Source organism: Undibacterium sp. GW821-FHT11B02 (genome assembly GCF_058808955.1).
The window spans coordinates 134,085-151,189 of sequence record NZ_JBXASD010000015.1 but is presented as its reverse complement, the minus strand read 5'-3'; the positions used below and the strand labels follow the sequence as shown (position 1 = coordinate 151,189).

Annotated in this window: 19 protein-coding genes; all 19 read left to right on the top strand. The window is 51.1% G+C overall.

Annotated elements, in window-relative coordinates; genetic code table 11:
- Positions 1-116: 116 nt before the first annotated feature.
- The 19 genes from AC1RVX_RS26215 to bioD all read left to right on the top strand — a co-directional run bounded on the left by AC1RVX_RS26215 (position 117) and on the right by bioD (position 17,104).
- Positions 117-512 carry a MerR family transcriptional regulator gene (locus tag AC1RVX_RS26215; protein WP_493219526.1) on the top strand — a complete coding sequence of 132 codons (396 nt, stop codon included), beginning with the start codon at positions 117-119 and terminating at the stop codon, positions 510-512.
- Between the two features lie 39 nt (positions 513-551).
- Positions 552-866 carry a hypothetical protein gene (locus AC1RVX_RS26210; protein WP_493219525.1) on the top strand — a complete coding sequence of 105 codons (315 nt, stop codon included), beginning with the start codon at positions 552-554 and terminating at the stop codon, positions 864-866.
- Between the two features lie 108 nt (positions 867-974).
- On the top strand, positions 975-1,445 hold the full coding sequence (locus AC1RVX_RS26205; RefSeq protein ID WP_493219524.1) for a PaaI family thioesterase: 471 nt from the start codon (positions 975-977) through the stop codon (positions 1,443-1,445).
- 91 nt (positions 1,446-1,536) lie between these two features.
- Entirely contained in the window at positions 1,537-2,721 is a 1,185-nt protein-coding gene (locus AC1RVX_RS26200) for an isovaleryl-CoA dehydrogenase (RefSeq protein ID WP_493219523.1), read from the top strand.
- Between the two features lie 26 nt (positions 2,722-2,747).
- The gene (locus tag AC1RVX_RS26195; RefSeq protein ID WP_493219522.1) at positions 2,748-3,683 is read left to right on the top strand and encodes a pyridoxal-phosphate dependent enzyme; all 936 of its coding nucleotides are present in this window, start codon (positions 2,748-2,750) and stop codon (positions 3,681-3,683) included.
- A gap of 14 nt (positions 3,684-3,697) precedes the next feature.
- On the top strand, positions 3,698-5,479 hold the full coding sequence (gene aceK / locus AC1RVX_RS26190) for a bifunctional isocitrate dehydrogenase kinase/phosphatase (RefSeq protein ID WP_493219521.1): 1,782 nt from the start codon (positions 3,698-3,700) through the stop codon (positions 5,477-5,479).
- Positions 5,480-5,567: 88 nt separating this feature from the next.
- Positions 5,568-6,749: an acetyl-CoA C-acetyltransferase gene (locus tag AC1RVX_RS26185; RefSeq protein WP_493219520.1), complete on the top strand. Its 1,182-nt coding sequence runs from the start codon at positions 5,568-5,570 to the stop codon at positions 6,747-6,749.
- A gap of 82 nt (positions 6,750-6,831) precedes the next feature.
- Entirely contained in the window at positions 6,832-7,500 is a 669-nt protein-coding gene (locus tag AC1RVX_RS26180; protein WP_493219519.1) for an SDR family oxidoreductase, read from the top strand.
- A 45-nt stretch (positions 7,501-7,545) separates the two neighbouring features.
- Complete coding sequence (locus AC1RVX_RS26175) at positions 7,546-8,679, top strand: acyl-CoA dehydrogenase family protein (protein WP_493219518.1); 1,134 nt, start codon at positions 7,546-7,548, stop codon at positions 8,677-8,679.
- 32 nt (positions 8,680-8,711) lie between these two features.
- Entirely contained in the window at positions 8,712-9,107 is a 396-nt protein-coding gene (locus AC1RVX_RS26170; protein ID WP_493219517.1) for a rhodanese-like domain-containing protein, read from the top strand.
- A 2-nt stretch (positions 9,108-9,109) separates the two neighbouring features.
- Entirely contained in the window at positions 9,110-9,493 is a 384-nt protein-coding gene (locus AC1RVX_RS26165; RefSeq protein ID WP_493219516.1) for a YchJ family protein, read from the top strand.
- An 8-nt stretch (positions 9,494-9,501) separates the two neighbouring features.
- On the top strand, positions 9,502-11,124 hold the full coding sequence (locus tag AC1RVX_RS26160; RefSeq protein ID WP_493219515.1) for a carboxyl transferase domain-containing protein: 1,623 nt from the start codon (positions 9,502-9,504) through the stop codon (positions 11,122-11,124).
- A 122-nt stretch (positions 11,125-11,246) separates the two neighbouring features.
- Positions 11,247-11,729 carry a hypothetical protein gene (locus AC1RVX_RS26155; RefSeq protein ID WP_493219514.1) on the top strand — a complete coding sequence of 161 codons (483 nt, stop codon included), beginning with the start codon at positions 11,247-11,249 and terminating at the stop codon, positions 11,727-11,729.
- 107 nt (positions 11,730-11,836) lie between these two features.
- Positions 11,837-12,310 (top strand): hypothetical protein, encoded by a 474-nt coding sequence (locus AC1RVX_RS26150; protein WP_493219513.1) that lies wholly within the window; start codon positions 11,837-11,839, stop codon positions 12,308-12,310.
- A gap of 67 nt (positions 12,311-12,377) precedes the next feature.
- A complete protein-coding gene (locus AC1RVX_RS26145; protein ID WP_493219512.1) occupies positions 12,378-13,163 on the top strand; it encodes an enoyl-CoA hydratase/isomerase family protein in 786 nt (261 codons plus the stop codon).
- 38 nt (positions 13,164-13,201) lie between these two features.
- A complete protein-coding gene (locus AC1RVX_RS26140; RefSeq protein ID WP_493219511.1) occupies positions 13,202-13,729 on the top strand; it encodes a DUF1569 domain-containing protein in 528 nt (175 codons plus the stop codon).
- 50 nt (positions 13,730-13,779) lie between these two features.
- On the top strand, positions 13,780-15,117 hold the full coding sequence (gene bioA, locus AC1RVX_RS26135) for an adenosylmethionine--8-amino-7-oxononanoate transaminase (protein ID WP_493219549.1): 1,338 nt from the start codon (positions 13,780-13,782) through the stop codon (positions 15,115-15,117).
- Positions 15,114-16,400 carry an 8-amino-7-oxononanoate synthase gene (bioF, locus tag AC1RVX_RS26130; RefSeq protein WP_493219510.1) on the top strand — a complete coding sequence of 429 codons (1,287 nt, stop codon included), beginning with the start codon at positions 15,114-15,116 and terminating at the stop codon, positions 16,398-16,400. The genes bioA and bioF overlap by 4 nt, the downstream gene beginning before the upstream one ends.
- Positions 16,400-17,104: a dethiobiotin synthase gene (bioD, locus tag AC1RVX_RS26125; RefSeq protein WP_493219509.1), complete on the top strand. Its 705-nt coding sequence runs from the start codon at positions 16,400-16,402 to the stop codon at positions 17,102-17,104. Before bioF ends, bioD begins: the two co-directional genes overlap by 1 nt.
- Position 17,105 lies beyond the last annotated feature (1 nt).

Genomic DNA, 17,105 nt, shown 5'->3' with positions numbered 1-17,105 from the left:
GTGATTCCAGAAGCGCTGGAATAGCCTACAATGCGATTTAAAACTATTTGACGTTAACGTTAACTGCAGATTGTAATCAGAAAATTGCTTCTGTGTTTTTTCAACAGACTTAGACCATGGCTACATACACTATTACTGACCTTGCCCGTGAATTTGATATTACGCCGCGTGCGATACGATTCTATGAAGACCAGGGTTTGCTTAGCCCCAGCCGTGAAGGGCCGGGCGGGCGCAATCGCATTTATACAGCGCGGGAACGTACCCATTTAAAACTGACCCTGCGCGGCAAGCGTCTGGGCCTGAGCCTGTCGGACATCAAAAGCCTGGTCGACATGTACCGCTCCCCCAAGGATACTGAAGCGCAGTTGCAGAGTTTTCTGGTGGTGCTGGCAAGACACAGGGCAGCACTGGAACAGCAGCGCGAAGACATCGAAGTCATGCTGGCGGAAATCAGCGCACATGAAGAAAAGAGCCGTAGCCTGTTGGTCAAGACAAGTGCCAGGCAGGAATAATCAGGCCCTGAAACTTATTTTTAAAAAAGGCGGGCAACGATGCTTAAATTATTGCTTAACATGCAATTTTTCTCGGTTGGCTTTGTCTTTTATGCCGCGCGATATCCCGAAAAAATTACCACAAAAAATGCAATGCGCCTGGTTTTGACGGGTGTGCTTTTGCTATTGCTAGTCTTGTTTTTTGGTGTTTTTCTTTCTCACAAGACAATTGCCGCCACTTTATTCGAGATTAACAATGGCAATGATCACCAGATGGGAGTCATTTACGGAGTATGTGCGCTTTACCTGGCGTTTTTATGCGGTGTATGGAAGCTTTCCCGCCATTTTTTTCGCCCTAATGGTGCGACTAAATAGTTAATGGTTGTCTTGAAAAACATCAAATTGCTTAATTGACGTTTACGTAAACGTCAATTAGACGTATTATTTTTGCTTGAGATGTTTTTTTGTATTAATGGAGTTTTCATGAGCAATCAGGCAACGAATCAGTCAACCCCGGCACTGGATCACAAGCTGGCTCTGAGCTTGCTGGAGAGTTTCAATTCCCAGGGTGCCTTGATGGCCTGGAATGCCCGTCTGACCAGTATTACCCCCGGTGCCTGCGAAATCAGCCTGCCGTTTAGTGACGCTGTCAGTCAGCAACACGGCTATTTTCATGGCGGCGTCATTGGCACAATAGCCGATGCAGCGGGCGGTTATGCCGCGAATACACAATTGATGCCGGTAAGTGAGTGCTTAACTGCAGAATACAAGATCAATATTGTTGCGCCAGGCAAGGGGGATACCCTGATTGCTCGCGGCAAGGTATTAAAGGCAGGCAAAACCCTGGTGGTATCCAGTGCCGAGGTTTTTGTGGTGCATGAAGGCAAGGAAAAACTCTGTGCCATCATGCAGCAGACTTTGTTTGTGATACCCAAGGAAAATTCAAAAATGTAAGCCAGTTGCCAGTGTTTGCTGGCGGCTGAAAGCAGTACTATGGCTGGTCACAAGCTGGCGAATTTCAATTTAATAAAAGTGTGAGGACGACATGCTCCATTTACCCGGTTTAACTTTTGATCATGGCGAAGATATCGCCGCTTTGCGCGAAGCCGTGCAGCAATTTGCTTCGGCAGAAATCGCCCCACGCGCTGCCGAGATCGACCGTAGCGACCAGTTTCCCATGGATTTGTGGCGCAAGATGGGTGATCTGGGCATCTTGGGTGTAACCGTCAGCGAAGAATATGGTGGCGCGAATATGGGTTATCTGGCCCATATCATTGCCATGGAAGAAATTTCGCGTGCTTCTGCTTCTGTCGGCCTGTCTTACGGTGCCCACTCGAATCTGTGCGTGAACCAGATCAAGCGCAATGGCACGGAAGAACAAAAAGCCAAATACCTGCCGAAACTGATTACTGGTGAACATATCGGTGCACTCGCCATGTCCGAGCCAAATGCCGGTTCCGACGTCGTCAGCATGAAGCTGCGCGCCGACTGGAAGGGTGACCGCTGGGTCTTGAATGGCACCAAGATGTGGATCACCAATGGCCCGGACGCAGACACCCTGGTCGTTTATGCCAAGAATGATCTGGAAGCCGGTCCACGTGGCATGACAGCCTTCCTCATAGAAAAAGGCTTTAAAGGCTTCAGCATTGCGCAAAAGCTCGACAAACTGGGCATGCGCGGCTCGCATACCGGTGAACTCGTGTTTGAGGATTGTGAAGTACCCGCAGAAAACGTACTCGGTGGTTTGGGTAAAGGTGTCAACGTATTGATGTCTGGCCTGGATTTTGAACGTACCGTCTTGTCCGGCGGACCTCTGGGCATCATGCAAGCCTGTATGGATGCGGTGGTCCCTTATGTGCATGACCGCAAGCAATTCGGTCAGCCAATCGGTGAATTCCAGTTGATGCAGGGCAAGCTGGCGGATATGTATTCCACCATGATGGCTTGCAAGGCTTATGTGTATGCGGTTGGCCAGGCGTGTGACCGCGCCAAAACGTCAGAGGCAGTGCGTGCTTTACGCAAGGATGCAGCCGGGGCAATTTTGTATTCCGCCGAAAAAGCCACCTGGATGGCAGGCGAAGCCATCCAGACCCTGGGTGGCAATGGTTATATCAATGAATATCCGGTCGGTCGCCTGTGGCGTGATGCCAAGCTGTATGAAATCGGTGCCGGCACCAGCGAGATACGTCGCATGTTGATAGGTCGTGAATTGTTTGCAGAAACCAAATAAGCCATTTGCGCTACACTGGTTAATTTATGACGCAATTACACATCGCTACGCCTTTGCTTGAACATCGGCGACTGTCCGCCAGTCTGGGTAAGTCAGTCTGGCTGAAGATGGAAAACACCCAGCCTTCCGGCTCGTTCAAACTGCGCGGAATAGGCTTGATGTGCCAGCGTGCCGCTGCCAACGGGGCCAAGCACTTTGTCTGCCCGTCTGGCGGCAATGCTGGTTTTGCTGCTGCCGTGGCTGGTGTGGCACTTGGTATACCTACTACCATTCTGGTGCCACAAACCACGCATGAAAGCGTGCGTGCTGCGATTCGTGCCATTGGTGCCACCGTCATCGTTGAAGGTGGCGTCTGGGATGAAACTAATCAGGTTGCCTTGCGTCTTTGTGAACAGCCCGGTGCTGTTTACATCCCACCATTTGATCACGCTGATATCTGGGATGGCAATGCGACATTAATCGACGAAGTGGCTGGCAAGCTGGATTTTGATGCCGTCATTTGTTCTGTCGGTGGTGGTGGCTTGCTGAGCGGCATTGCTCTTGGGTTGGAGCGCAATGGCCTGAGCCATATTCCCATTATTACGTCAGAAACTGAAGGTGCAGCTTCATTGCATGCAGCAGTGCAGGCAGGCGAACTGGTGACCTTGCCAGCCATCACCTCTATTGCAAGTACTCTGGGTGCGCGCAAGGTGGCACAACAGGCTTTTGACTGGACGTGCAAGCGCACCATCCATACCGTCACCGTCAGTGATGCCCAGGCCGTGCAGGCTTGCCTGGACTTTGCCGATGATATGCTGGCCCTGGTGGAACCAGCCTGTGGTGCGGCGCTGGCAGTTGCCTATCAAAATTTGTCAATTTTGGCTGAGTTTAAAAAACCACTGATCGTGGTTTGTGGTGGCATAGCCGTGGATTTGGGTAAACTACAGGCTTGGAAAAAGCAGTTCCAGCCTGCCATTGACTGATGTGAGCCCAGACCATGCCCAACACCCATTTTCCGAAATTGTTGTCTTCGCAAATCGCCTTTGATATCGCCCGAACAATCTTGGACGGTTTTGACAAGCATTACCACTTGTTCAGAGTGAGCAGCCAAAGGGCAAAACAGCAATTTGAAACTGGTGACTGGCGGGCCGCACAAATCGCCGCACGCGAGCGTATCGGGTATTACGATACCCGCGTGCGTGAATGCGTGCAGGCGCTGGAAGATGAATATGCAGAAGAAGATCTCAGCGATGAAGTCTGGCGCGAAGTCAAACTGCATTACATGGGCATGCTGATCGATCATCTGTGCCCGGAACTGGCAGAGACCTTTTTCAATACCGTCTGTACCAAACTGCTGCACAGAAATTATTATCACAATGATTTTATTTTTGTGCGCCCGGCGACGTCGACCGAATATTTGGAAAGCGAAGACACACCGCCCAGTTACCGTGTGTATTATCCGGCGACGGATGGCCTCAACTACACTATCAAGCGCATCGTCACCAATTTCCAGCTGAATGCCAAGTTTGAAGACCTGGACCGCGACGTGGCGCTTGTGGAAGCACGCCTGCGCGAAAATTTTGGCCCCGCCAAGCTGGAACCGAATCACCAGATACAAGTATTAGCCAGCCTGTTCTACCGCAACAAATCTGCCTACATCATCGGTAAGGGTATCAACGGTAACCGTGAATATCCTTTTGTCGTGCCCGTCATGCACAAGCGCAAGGGCGAACTGGTGCTTGATACCGTGATTTTTGACACCATGCTGATCACGATCCTGTTCTCTTTCACCCGTGCCTATTTCATGGTGGATATGGAAGTACCATCAGCTTATGTGCAATTCATACGTAGCATTTTGCCCAAGAAGCCGCGCAGTGAAATTTACACCATGATAGGTTTGCAAAAGCATGGCAAGAATTTGTTTTACCGTGATTTTTTGCATCACCTCAAATATTCATCCGACCGCATTGAAGCCGCGCCCGGCATACGTGGTCTGGTGATGCTGGTGTTTGCCTTGCCGTCTTTTCCGTATGTGTTCAAACTGATCAAGGATAGTTTCCCTCCGCCCAAGGAAACCACCAAGGCATTGATCAAGGAAAAATACCTGCTGGTGAAAAACCATGACCGCGTGGGCCGCATGGCAGATACCCTGGAGTATTCGGATGTGGCCTTTCCGCGTGGAAGATTTTCAGAAGAATTACTAGCCGAAATCAGGCAATACGCACCGTCCTTGCTGGAAGTGAATGACGAAGAAGTCGTCATCAAGCATCTGTACATAGAACGCCGCATGACGCCATTGAATATCTGGTTGACGGAAGCAGAACAAAGCGGTGACATGGCCGCGATGGAACATGGCTTGAAAGAATATGGCAGCGCCATCAAGGATTTGGTGGCAGCGAATATTTTTCCGGGTGACATGTTATATAAAAATTTTGGCGTCACCCGTCATGGCCGTGTCGTGTTTTATGACTATGATGAAATCGAATACATCACCGACTGCAATTTCCGCAAGATTCCTCTGCCGCGCAATGAAGAAGATGAGATGTCTGCGGAACCATGGTATCCGGTTGCAAAAAATGATGTCTTCCCTGAACAGTTTGGCACTTTCCTGCTGGGGAACAAGAACGTTAAAGAATACTTTATGAAGTACCACGCTGACTTGCTGACTGCTGAATACTGGCAGGCCCGCAAGAAGCGTATCGTCGATGGCAAGGTGGATGACGTGTTTCCTTATCCGCAGGAAATCCGCTTTTGCAATCAGGTAAGTACGACAAATTAAGGCCGTGCATGTTGACTGACATGCCTCCCGTCATTAGCCAGGTAGCACAGCTACCTATATTAATTGAGTTGATTAATTGGAGAGTAAGATGAATGATCCTATCGTAATCGTTGGTGCAGCCCGTACCCCCATGGGTGCTTTTCAGGGCGATTTTTCTTCGCTGACGGCCAGCCAGCTGGGTGCCGTTGCCATCAAGGCAGCCGTTGAGCGTGCCGGCGTCAAGCCGGAACTGGTAGAAGAAGTCTTGTTCGGTAACTGCCTGATGGCGGGCCAGGGCCAGGCCCCGGCACGCCAGGCTTTGCTGGCTGCAGGTTTGCCAGTATCCACCGGTGCTGTCACTCTGTCGAAGATGTGCGGTTCGGCCATGAAGGCCACCATGATGGCTTTTGATTCCATCAGCGCTGGCAGCAACGAGGTCATCGTCACAGGCGGTATGGAATCCATGACCAATGCCCCTTACCTGATCCCCAAGGCACGGGGCGGCTATCGTATCGGCCATGCCATGATGTATGACCACATGATGCTCGACGGTTTGGAAGATGCGTACGATAAAGGCCGTTCGATGGGTACCTTTGCCGAAGACTGTTCCGCCAAATACAACTTCAGCCGTGAAGACCAGGATGCTTTTGCCATTGCCTCCGTCAAGCGTGCGCAAGCCGCAACTGCTGATGGTTCTTTCGCTTGGGAAATTGCCCCAGTAACTGTATCCGGTCGTAATGGCGATGTTGTCATCGACAAGGATGAAGGCCCCTTGAAAGCCAAGCTGGACAAGATACCCACACTGAAACCGGCATTCAAAAAAGACGGTACGATTACTGCGGCTTCTTCTTCATCCATCAATGACGGTGCTGCTGCACTTGTCCTGATGCGTGAATCAAAAGCCAAAGAACTTGGTCTGACACCACTGGCAAAAATCCTTGGTCATGCCAGCAACGCGCAAGAACCAGGCTGGTTCACTACCGCACCAGTCGGTGCCATCCAGAAGCTGTATAAAAAACTGGGCTGGACAACGGCAGACGTAGACTTGTTTGAAATCAATGAAGCTTTTGCCGCCGTACCTATGGCTGCAATGAAAGATCTGGGCATTTCTCATGACAAGATCAATGTGCATGGCGGTGCCTGTGCGCTGGGCCATCCTATCGGTGCATCCGGTGCACGTATCATCATTACGTTGATGGGCGCCTTGAAGAAACAGGGTAAGAAAACTGGTGTGGCCTCGCTGTGTATTGGTGGTGGTGAAGGTACTGCGCTCGCGATAGAGATGATCTGAACTTGAGCTATTTTTGAGTCCCCTCCCCTTGAAGGGGCGGAGGCGAGAAACAAAAGCTTAAATTGAATAACCGGAAAACCCTATGCCAGTCGCTTTAATTATCGGTGCATCACGTGGTATAGGCCATGAACTGGCCATGCAATACAAGGCTGCAGGATGGCGGGTGATCGCCACTGCGCGCAAGGAAGAAGATCTGGCAGTTTTGCAGTCGGCGGGTTGTGAAGCCTTGCCGCTGGATGTGACCAATTTGAATGACTGTGCCGGCCTGGGCTGGCGTCTGGATGATGAAAAACTGGATGTGGCAATCTTGAACGCCGGTGTGTTTGGACCACGAACGGAAGGTCTGACAGCACCGGACCAGCAACAGTTTGATACCGTCATGCATACGAATTTATTGTCTGCGATGAGGATATTGCCGATCTTGCTGCCGCTGGTAGAAAACGCCCGTGGCAGGCTGGCAGTGCTTTCATCGAGCATGGCGTCCATCAGTGAGCGCAGCAATCCTGCTGGCTGGTTATACCGTGCCAGCAAGACCGCATTAAATTCCGTGCTCAAGGATGTGTCACTGAGTACGGAAAAAGCGATTTGTGTCGCCATGGACCCGGGTTGGGTACAAACCGATATGGGCGGCAGCGGCGCAGAAATTACAGTCGATGTCAGTGTGACTGGCATACGTCAGACCCTTGCTGCACTCAAGCCAGCCGATAATGGCAAATATTTGCAATATACGGGAGCAGAACACGGCTGGTAACGCGGTCGAAAGTACAGCACCAATAGAATAGAAAACAGAACCATCATGCTACTCACACCAGAACACGAAATGATACGCGACGCCGTGCGCAGCTTTGCCCAGGACCGTCTTGTGCCCAACGCGGCACGCTGGGACAAGGAACATCATTTCCCTGCAGAAGAATTGAAAGAACTGGCACAAATGGGTGCCTATGGTGTGGCCGTGCCAGAGGAATTTGGCGGTGCTGGCATGGATTATCTGTCGCTGGCGCTGGTGCTGGAAGAAATCGCTGCCGGTGACGGCGGTACTTCGACCGTGGTGTCCGTCAACAATTGTCCGGTCTGCAGCATCGCCATGATGTATGCGAATGATGCGCAGAAAAAACAATGGCTGACTCCGCTGGCGCAAGGTGAGATGCTGGGTGCCTTTTGCCTGACTGAACCACATGCGGGCAGTGATGCATCTGAATTGCGTACTACAGCCAAACGTGACGCCGATCATTATGTCATCAACGGCGTCAAACAATTCATCACCAGCGGTAAATATGCCGATGTTGCCATCGTCATGGCTGTCACGGATAAAGAAGCCGGCAAGAAGGGCATCAGCGCCTTCTGGGTGCCCACCAGCACACCCGGCTATATCGTCGCCAGTCTCGAACAAAAGATGGGTCAGCATTCTTCCGACACGGCACAAATCCTGTTTGAGAATTGCCGCATCCCGGCAGAAAACCTGATTGGAGAAGAAGGCATGGGTTACAAGATTGCCTTGTCTGGTCTGGAAGGTGGACGCATAGGCATCGCCTCGCAATCAGTAGGCATGGCCCGCGCAGCGTTTGAAGTCGCACTCGCCTATGCCAAGGACAGGACCAGTTTTGGCAAGCCAATTTTTGAACACCAGTCGGTGCAATTCAAACTTGCCGACATGGCGACCCAGATAGAGGCTGCGCGCCAGTTGATCTGGCATGCTGCCAGCATGAAAGATGCAGGCAAGCCATGTTTGAAAGAAGCGGCAATGGCAAAACTGTTTGCTTCAGAAATGGCAGAAAAAGTCTGCTCAGATGCGATACAAATCCACGGTGGTTACGGCTACGTCAGCGACTTCCCGGTAGAACGCATTTACAGGGATGTGCGGGTTTGCCAGATTTATGAAGGTACTTCCGATATACAAAAAATTCTTATCGGACGTGCATTGGCTGGTTAAGTGGAACCGGATCTCAAAATAACGGAGACAGTATGAAAAAAGGTTACAAACAACTGGTCGATGAAGCCAACGCCGAGATCAAAACCTATAGCGTGGCCGAAGCCCAGGCCAAGCTGACAGATCCCAATGTGCAGTTCATTGATGTACGCGATATCCGTGAGCTGGAACGTGAAGGTATCGTGCCCGGTGCCTTTCACGCACCACGCGGCATGATAGAGTTTTGGGTTGACCCGGATTCACCTTATTTCAAACCTGTTTTTGGTGAAAAGAAAGAATTCATTTTGTTTTGCGCCGCTGGCTGGCGCAGTGCGCTGACCACCAAGACTGTGCAGGACATGGGCCTGGAAAACGTTGCCCATATAGACGGTGGTTTTACCGCATGGAAGGCAGCAGGTGCACTAGTCGCCATCAAGGAAAGTAAAAAGTAATAATGAGCAGTAAAGCATGCCCCTGCGGCTCGAATAAAAATATTGAACAGTGTTGCGGCCCGTATCTCAGTGGCGTGGCGGTGGCACCAACGGCAGAAGCGCTGATGCGTTCGCGCTATTCCGCTTACACCCTGAATGACGAAGCTTACTTGCGTGCCACCTGGGATGAAAGAACCTGTCCCAAAGAACACATCACGCATGATGACCCTACCAAGTGGCTCGGCCTGGAAGTGAAGAAGTTCAAAGCAGATGGCGACGCAGCAACCGTCGAATTTGTCGCCCGTTACAAGATAGGTGGCAAGGCACACAGATTGCATGAACTCAGCCGCTTTGTACGTTATGACGGTAAATGGTTTTACGTGGATGGCAGTTTTCCAGAAAAGTGAAAAAGATAATGACAACTTTAGATTCCAAACTCAATTCTCGCTCTGAAGAATTCAAAGCCAATGCAGCAGCCATGCAAGTCGTGGTGGATGACCTCAAGGAAAAAATCGCCAAAATCGCCTTGGGCGGCGGTGACGATGCACGTAAAAAACATCTGGCCCGTGGAAAATTATTGCCACGTGACCGCGTGCAAATGCTGCTTGATGCAGGCACGCCTTTCCTGGAGTTTTCGCAGCTTGCCGCCTTCGACATGTATAAAGAAAAGAACGATGTCGATGCCGCCCCATCAGCCGGTGTAATTACCGGCATAGGCCGCGTGGCCGGGCAGGAATGCATCATCGTCTGCAATGATGCCACTGTCAAAGGGGGGACTTATTACCCGATGACCGTCAAGAAGCATTTGCGTGCGCAGGAGATTGCCGAGCAAAATAATCTACCCTGTATTTACCTGGTAGATAGCGGTGGCGCAAACTTGCCGAATCAGGATGATGTCTTCCCTGACCGCGATCATTTTGGCCGCATTTTCTACAACCAGGCGAACATGTCAGCCAAGGGCATACCGCAAATCGCCGTGGTCATGGGTTCCTGTACTGCCGGTGGTGCCTATGTACCAGCCATGAGTGATGAATCGATTATCGTCAAGAATCAGGGCACGATTTTCCTTGGCGGTCCGCCATTGGTAAAAGCTGCTACTGGTGAAGTCGTCAGTGCTGAAGATCTCGGTGGTGGTGACGTGCATACCCGTCTGTCTGGCGTGGTTGATCATCTGGCGCAAAATGATACGCATGCCCTGTCGCTGGCACGCACCATCGTCTCGCACCTGAACCGCCAAAAGCCACAAACCGTGGTCATGAAAGCAGTCGAAGAACCAAAGTTCCCGGCATCTGAATTGTATGGCGTCATCCCTGTCGATACCCGCAAGCCTTTCGATGTGCGTGAAGTGATTGCCCGCATTGTCGATGGCAGTCATTTCGATGAATTCAAGGCCCGTTATGGCACGACACTGGTTTGCGGCTTTGCCCATATCCACGGCATGCCGGTTGGCATCATTGCCAATAATGGCATTTTGTTTTCTGAATCTGCATTGAAAGGCGCGCATTTCATAGAACTGTGCTGCCAGCGCAAGATACCTTTGGTCTTCCTGCAAAACATCACCGGCTTCATGGTGGGCCGCAAATATGAAAACGAAGGCATCGCCCGCAATGGTGCCAAGATGGTGACGGCAGTGGCGACGGCGAATGTACCCAAGTTCACGGTCATCATCGGCGGCAGCTTCGGCGCTGGTAACTATGGCATGTGTGGCCGCGCTTATTCCCCACGCTTTATGTGGATGTGGCCCAATGCGCGTATCAGTGTCATGGGTGGCGAACAGGCGGCCAGCGTCTTGGCGACAGTCAAACGTGATGGCATAGAAGGCAAGGGCGGCAGTTGGTCAGCCGAAGAAGAAGCGGCTTTCAAGCAACCCATCAAAGACCAGTATGAACATCAGGGCCATCCTTATTATGCTTCAGCGCGTCTGTGGGATGACGGTGTCATTGATCCCGCCGATACGCGCATGGTGCTGGGCCTGGGCTTGTCGGCAGCTTTGAATGCGCCAATACCGGATGTGAAGTTTGGTGTGTTCCGGATGTAAAGCTAACAGTTACAATTCAGTAGAGCGGACACGAAACTGACTTTGTTACCCCAAATATTAAAGGATAGCTTGCGCAATTAGCGTAAGAGTTGATAAATATGACCTCATACAGAAAACTGCAGATGAGAAAACCGACCTTGAAAAGCTTATTCGTCGTATTTGCCGCCGCGCTAACTAGCACCGCTTGCGTGACTACACCATATGTGGCGCCCCAAAGCGGTCCTTTGGCTGACTTGGTTATCAGGATTCAGCCAAGAATGGGAACAAAGTATACCTTGGATGTTTATGACAATGGCGAATCCTGCTCTGGCGCAAAAACTCTGGTAGAGGATTCCGGAAAAGGGAGTGTTTTATCCACCAAACTGCAGGCTGAAAAATTGGTGACTATGGGTTATTTTGAAGTGCAAGGTAATATCTCATGCCAATACAATTTCAGTTTTTATCCTAAAACTGACCGTGTTTACTTGATTGATACTAAGAGTTTTTCGAACAAGTGTCAGATCAAGCTATTTGACTACACTGATATGAAAAATCCAGTGCCAATAGCTCAGATAAGACGGACTGAAAAAACTTTAATCTGTGTGCCTCTTGATAAGTCGAAGTGAACAGGCGGCAATGTCGGAGCGATTTCAAGTATTTTCTATAGATCAAAGCAACTGAATTTGCTGAATCTTAGACATGCAGCATTCCAGATGAACGAACAGTACAGTCTATGAATAAAACATACCAACTTTCTTTTTTTATTGCCAGTGCTGTTCTTGGGCTGACAGCTTGCACGACACCACCCTATGTTGAACCGCAGGGCCAAAAAATTGCTGAAATGGTGGTGAGAATTCAACCTGCGCGAGGAACTCTGTTTTACCTGAATTCCTATGACAATGCTGAATCATGCTCTGGTGAAAAAACCATCGTCAGCGATGCAAACAGGATCAGTATATCCAAATTTAAATTTGCTACTGAAAAACTGACCACCCTGAAGTATACGGAAATGCAGGGGCGTAGCAGTTGTACTATGCATTTTAGTTTTTTCGGGAAAACTAACCATGTATATGTTCTTGATACAGTAACTACGACAGGTAAATGCAGCGTCAAATTATGGGATGCAACGAATATGAAAACGCTGGTGCCTGCCCCAATTATTATCAGGGATAACGGGGAGAACACCTGCCCGAACTTCAAGGGCTAATCGCTGATATGTAGGCCTGAGATTAGTGTGCGCCCCTGTCAATGATTGACGGAATAAAAAAGGCAGTATGAAAATGGAAACTTTAAATATCGAAATTGCAAATCGGTTGGCTACAGTCACACTGAACCGCCCCGACGTACGCAATGCCTTTAATGAAACAACCATAGCTGAAATCACCCAGGTTTTCCGTGATTTGGATCATGATGACAGCATTCGTGCTATTGTGCTGGCCGCGAATGGTCCTGCTTTTTGCGCAGGGGCAGATCTGAACTGGATGAAAAAGATGGCCGATTACACCCATGAGGAAAACCTCGCGGATGCCGGCCAACTGGCGGAAATGTTGCGCTCCATCTATATGTGTAGCAAGCCGGTAGTTGCCAAAGTGCAAGGTGATTGTTATGCCGGTGGCATGGGTCTGGTGGCCGCTTGTGATATTGCTGTCAGTGTGGATACGGCCAATTTTTGCCTTAGTGAAGTCAAACTGGGCTTGATACCGGCGACTATTTCACCGTATGTCATCAAGGCCATGGGCGAAAGTGCCGCACGCCGTTATTTCATCACTGCCGAACGGTTTACCGCGGCAGAGGCGCATCGTACAGGTTTTGTGCATGAACTGGTGACTGCAGATGTGCTGGATGCCAAAGTGGCCGAGATCGTCAAGGCCCTGGTCAGCAATAGCCCGAATGCCGTCAAACAGGCCAAGCGTCTGGTACAGGATGTTGCCAGCCGGGAATTGTCCCCGGCGCTGATTGCGGCAACGGTGGAAGGTATTGCGCAAATCCGGGCTTCTGATGAAGGCCGTGAAGGTGTACGCTCCTTCCTTGAAAAGCGTAAGCCGGATTGGTTGATATAATTTTTAAAAGTAAGCAGGAAGGCGGAGGCAAAGCAAACATGAAAAAAAGAAGAGTCCTGTTGACCGGTCTTGCCGCGTCCTTGCTTGCGCTTGTCGGCGCTGCCAGTTATCGCAAATCGACTGTGGTTATCACCACTGTGGCTGAGATGCAGGCGCGCCTGTCTGCCTTGAAAGCGGGCAAGCTGACCAGCACAAGCGGCTGGCCACCACATAAGGTGTTTGTGCACCTGGCTCAAAGCATAGAGTATTCGATGACGGGTTACCCGGAAATGAAATCGCCGACGTTTCAGCACACTGCAGGTGCGGCGGCATTTTATGCTTTTTCAGTCGTCGGGGCGATGACGCATAATTTGAGCGAACCCATACCGGGTGCCCCAACCATTGCCGATAGCGGCGATACCAATGCAGCTATCGATATGGTCATCGCTGCATTACAGAAATTTGAACAGTATACAGGCGAGATCAAGCCGCATTTTGCCTATGGCAGTTTGAGCAAGGCAGAATTTGCCAATGCCCATGTCATGCATATAGAAAATCATTTGAAACTTATACAGTCTCAGGCTTGAGGCCATATGTAGTAAGCAGTTTTCAGTTTAGTTGGATAAATGTGTCTGGAATAAATTTGAATCAAAAAAATGACTGGGTAGCACGCAGCCTGCAACATGTCTGGCATCCGTGCACCCAGATGCAGCATCATGAAACCGTGCCGCTGATACCCGTCAGCCATGGCCGCGGTGCGTGGCTGTTTGATATGGAAGGCAAGCGTTACCTGGATGCGATCAGCTCCTGGTGGGTGAACCTGTTTGGTCATGCCAATCCGCGTATCAATGCCGAACTGAAAGACCAGCTCGACAAACTCGAACATGCAATGCTGGCGGGTTTTACCCATGCGCCTGTCATCGAGTTATCGGAAAAATTATCGGCATTGAGTAATCACGCACTCGGTCATTGTTTCTATGCGTCGGACGGTGCATCGGCAGTCGAAATTGCCCTGAAGATGAGTTTCCATGCCTGGCGTAATGGTGGGCAGACAGAAAAACAAGAGTTTATTTGCATACAAGGCAGCTACCATGGTGAAACCGTGGGGGCGCTGGCAGTGACTGATGTCAGCCTGTTCCGCGAAGCTTATGGTCCCATGTTGCAGCGTGCCCATGTAGTGGCTTCACCCGATGCACGTCTGGCCGAGGCAGGCGAAACAGCTGCCGATGTCGCCTTGCGCGCAGCCGCTGCACTGGAAGCAAAATTGCAGGAAAGAGCAGGCAAGATTGCTGCCGTCATCATTGAGCCGCTGGTGCAATGTGCTACCGGCATGGCCATGCATGATCCTGTGTATCTGAAGCGTCTGCGCGAATTGTGTGACCAGTATCAGGTACATCTGATCGCGGACGAAATAGCCGTTGGCTGTGGCCGTACCGGCACCTTCTTTGCCTGTGAATCTGCACAGATATGGCCAGACTTTTTGTGTCTGTCCAAAGGCATCAGCGGTGGTTATTTACCCTTGTCGCTGGTGATGACGACGGATACCGTGTATCAGGCTTTTTATGATGCCGATGTCAGGCGCGGCTTCTTGCATTCGCATTCTTACACTGGTAATCCGCTGGCATGTCGCGCCGCATTGGCGACCCTGGCGATTTTTGAAGACGACAATGTCTTGCAAAAGAATCGTGTCAAAGCAGCATTTTTGAATGCGGCTTTTGCAGATCTGAAACAAGATGCCCGCGTGCGTCATTTCCGCCAGCAAGGCATGATCATCGCCTTTGATGCGGTGGAGGATGATGCAGAACGCGCAGCGACATTTTCACGCCGCTTTTTTGCCACGGCATTGAAGCATGAATTATTAATGCGTCCCATAGGACGCACGGTCTATATGATGCCGCCCTACATCCTTGAGCAGGATGAAATGAGTTTGCTGGCACACAAGACCCAACAAGTATTTGAAGAGGTAATGGCATGACAGATGTCATCAAGAATGGAACGGTTGTTGGCAATGCTGCCAACAATATACGCATCGCCAGTCAGCGGCGGTCGCTGGTACAGGGCTTGCAGCAAGAACTGGATGTGCTGGATCAAAAGCATTTATTGCGTCAACGTCGCACGGTAGAAACCCCATCTGCCCCCAGTGTTCGCGCAGATGGCCGTGATTTGCTGGCGTTTTGCAGCAATGATTACCTGGGCTTGGCAGCACACCCCAAACTGGCGGAAGCCTTGCAGGAAGGGGCGTCCCTGTATGGCGTTGGCAGTGGTGCTTCGCACCTGATCAGCGGCCATAGCCGCGCCCATGCAGTGCTGGAAGAACGCCTGGCAGAATTTGTATCGCCGTATATTGATAATGCACGTGCCCTGTACTTTTGTACCGGCTATATGGCCAACCTGGCGGTGATCACGGCGCTGGCCATCAACAAGGATACGACGGTATTTTCTGAAGCACTGAACCATGCATCTCTGATCGACGGCGCACGCCTGTCGCGGGCGACAGTACAGGTATTTCCGCACCGCGATTACACAGCGCTGGAACGCATGCTGCAACAATGCAAGACCAAGCACAGGGTGGTCGTTACCGACAGTGTTTTCAGCATGGATGGCAATATCGCCGAACTGGCACCGCTGCTGGCAATTTGTGAGCAGTATGATGCTTGGCTCATCGTCGATGATGCGCATGGTTTTGGTGTACTGGGTGAACATGGTCGCGGCGTGCTCGAACATTTTCAGATCAGCTCACCCAATCTGGTGTACATGGGTACGCTGGGCAAGGCTGCGGGTGTTGGTGGCGCTTTTGTCGCAGGCCATTCCACCGTTATTGAATGGCTGGTGCAACGGGCGCGTGCGTATATCTATACCACGGCTGCTGCCCCGGCTCTGGCGCATGCATTGTTGACCAGTCTCGATATCATCTCAGGTGAAGAAGGCCAGCAAAGACGTGCTCATCTGCAAAGACTGATAGCCCTGTTCCGCAATGGGCTGCATCTGCAAGTCTGGCAGAGCATGCCGTCTGATACAGCCATACAACCTGTTGTCATTGGTGACAATGCCGACATGTTAAGGGTGGCTGGCAATCTGATGGATCAGGGTTTGTGGGTAGGTGCAATACGCCCGCCTACCGTACCAGTTGGATCAGCACGTTTGCGTGTGACCCTGTCGGCGGCACATACCGAAGTACAGGTATTGCAACTGGTGCAGGCCATCAATCACCTTGACCAGATGAGTTATGTCGCCCAGTGCTTTGCCGAGGTAGCCTGATGTCAGGCCAACAGTATCAGCATCGTCGTCTGTTCGTGACCGGCACCGATACTGAAATCGGCAAGACCCTGGTCAGTGCGGCCCTGTTGTATGCCATGCAGGCTCAGGGTTTGCGTGCCGTGGGCATGAAGCCGGTTGCTGCTGGTGCCAGCCTGCATGATGGCTTCTGGCATAACGAAGATGTGGATACGCTGATGGCGGCAGCCAATGTTGCCGCGCCACAGGAACTGGTTTGCCCCTACCTGATGCAAACACCGGCTGCACCGCATATCGTAGCCGCGCTGGAAAAAGTGGATATCGCTTTGCCACACATACTGCAGTGCTATCGGCAATTGCGCGAGCAGGCAGATGCCGTGGTGGTCGAAGGTGTGGGCGGTTTTTGTGTACCGCTGAATGATGAAGTCAGCACAGCCGACCTGGCGCAGACACTGAGTTTGCCCGTCATCATGGTGGTGGGTATGCGTTTGGGCTGCATCAATCATGCGCTGCTGACGGCAGAGGCCATCAGGGCGCGTGGCTTGACGCTGTGCGGTTGGGTTGCCAATACCGTCGATCCATCCATGCTGTATCTGGATGAAAATATTAGCGCCCTGCGCACGCGCCTCAATGCGCCGTTGCTGGGGCAGATTCCCCGTTTGAACGTTCCGGAACACCAGAAAGCGCAAAGCGCCGCCTCGTATCTGGATTTGAGTGTATTGAAGTAAA

Bases quoted from the DNA above. Each gene is read 5' to 3' on its own strand.
- AC1RVX_RS26215 (WP_493219526.1), top strand. From the start codon at position 117: ATGGCTACATACACTATTACTGACCTTGCCCGTGAATTTGATATTACG.
- AC1RVX_RS26210 (WP_493219525.1), top strand. From the start codon at position 552: ATGCTTAAATTATTGCTTAACATGCAATTTTTCTCGGTTGGCTTTGTC.
- AC1RVX_RS26205 (WP_493219524.1), top strand. From the start codon at position 975: ATGAGCAATCAGGCAACGAATCAGTCAACCCCGGCACTGGATCACAAG.
- AC1RVX_RS26200 (WP_493219523.1), top strand. From the start codon at position 1,537: ATGCTCCATTTACCCGGTTTAACTTTTGATCATGGCGAAGATATCGCC.
- AC1RVX_RS26195 (WP_493219522.1), top strand. From the start codon at position 2,748: ATGACGCAATTACACATCGCTACGCCTTTGCTTGAACATCGGCGACTG.
- aceK (WP_493219521.1), top strand. From the start codon at position 3,698: ATGCCCAACACCCATTTTCCGAAATTGTTGTCTTCGCAAATCGCCTTT.
- AC1RVX_RS26185 (WP_493219520.1), top strand. From the start codon at position 5,568: ATGAATGATCCTATCGTAATCGTTGGTGCAGCCCGTACCCCCATGGGT.
- AC1RVX_RS26180 (WP_493219519.1), top strand. From the start codon at position 6,832: ATGCCAGTCGCTTTAATTATCGGTGCATCACGTGGTATAGGCCATGAA.
- AC1RVX_RS26175 (WP_493219518.1), top strand. From the start codon at position 7,546: ATGCTACTCACACCAGAACACGAAATGATACGCGACGCCGTGCGCAGC.
- AC1RVX_RS26170 (WP_493219517.1), top strand. From the start codon at position 8,712: ATGAAAAAAGGTTACAAACAACTGGTCGATGAAGCCAACGCCGAGATC.
- AC1RVX_RS26165 (WP_493219516.1), top strand. From the start codon at position 9,110: ATGAGCAGTAAAGCATGCCCCTGCGGCTCGAATAAAAATATTGAACAG.
- AC1RVX_RS26160 (WP_493219515.1), top strand. From the start codon at position 9,502: ATGACAACTTTAGATTCCAAACTCAATTCTCGCTCTGAAGAATTCAAA.
- AC1RVX_RS26155 (WP_493219514.1), top strand. From the start codon at position 11,247: ATGAGAAAACCGACCTTGAAAAGCTTATTCGTCGTATTTGCCGCCGCG.
- AC1RVX_RS26150 (WP_493219513.1), top strand. From the start codon at position 11,837: ATGAATAAAACATACCAACTTTCTTTTTTTATTGCCAGTGCTGTTCTT.
- AC1RVX_RS26145 (WP_493219512.1), top strand. From the start codon at position 12,378: ATGAAAATGGAAACTTTAAATATCGAAATTGCAAATCGGTTGGCTACA.
- AC1RVX_RS26140 (WP_493219511.1), top strand. From the start codon at position 13,202: ATGAAAAAAAGAAGAGTCCTGTTGACCGGTCTTGCCGCGTCCTTGCTT.
- bioF (WP_493219510.1), top strand. From the start codon at position 15,114: ATGACAGATGTCATCAAGAATGGAACGGTTGTTGGCAATGCTGCCAAC.
- bioD (WP_493219509.1), top strand. From the start codon at position 16,400: ATGTCAGGCCAACAGTATCAGCATCGTCGTCTGTTCGTGACCGGCACC.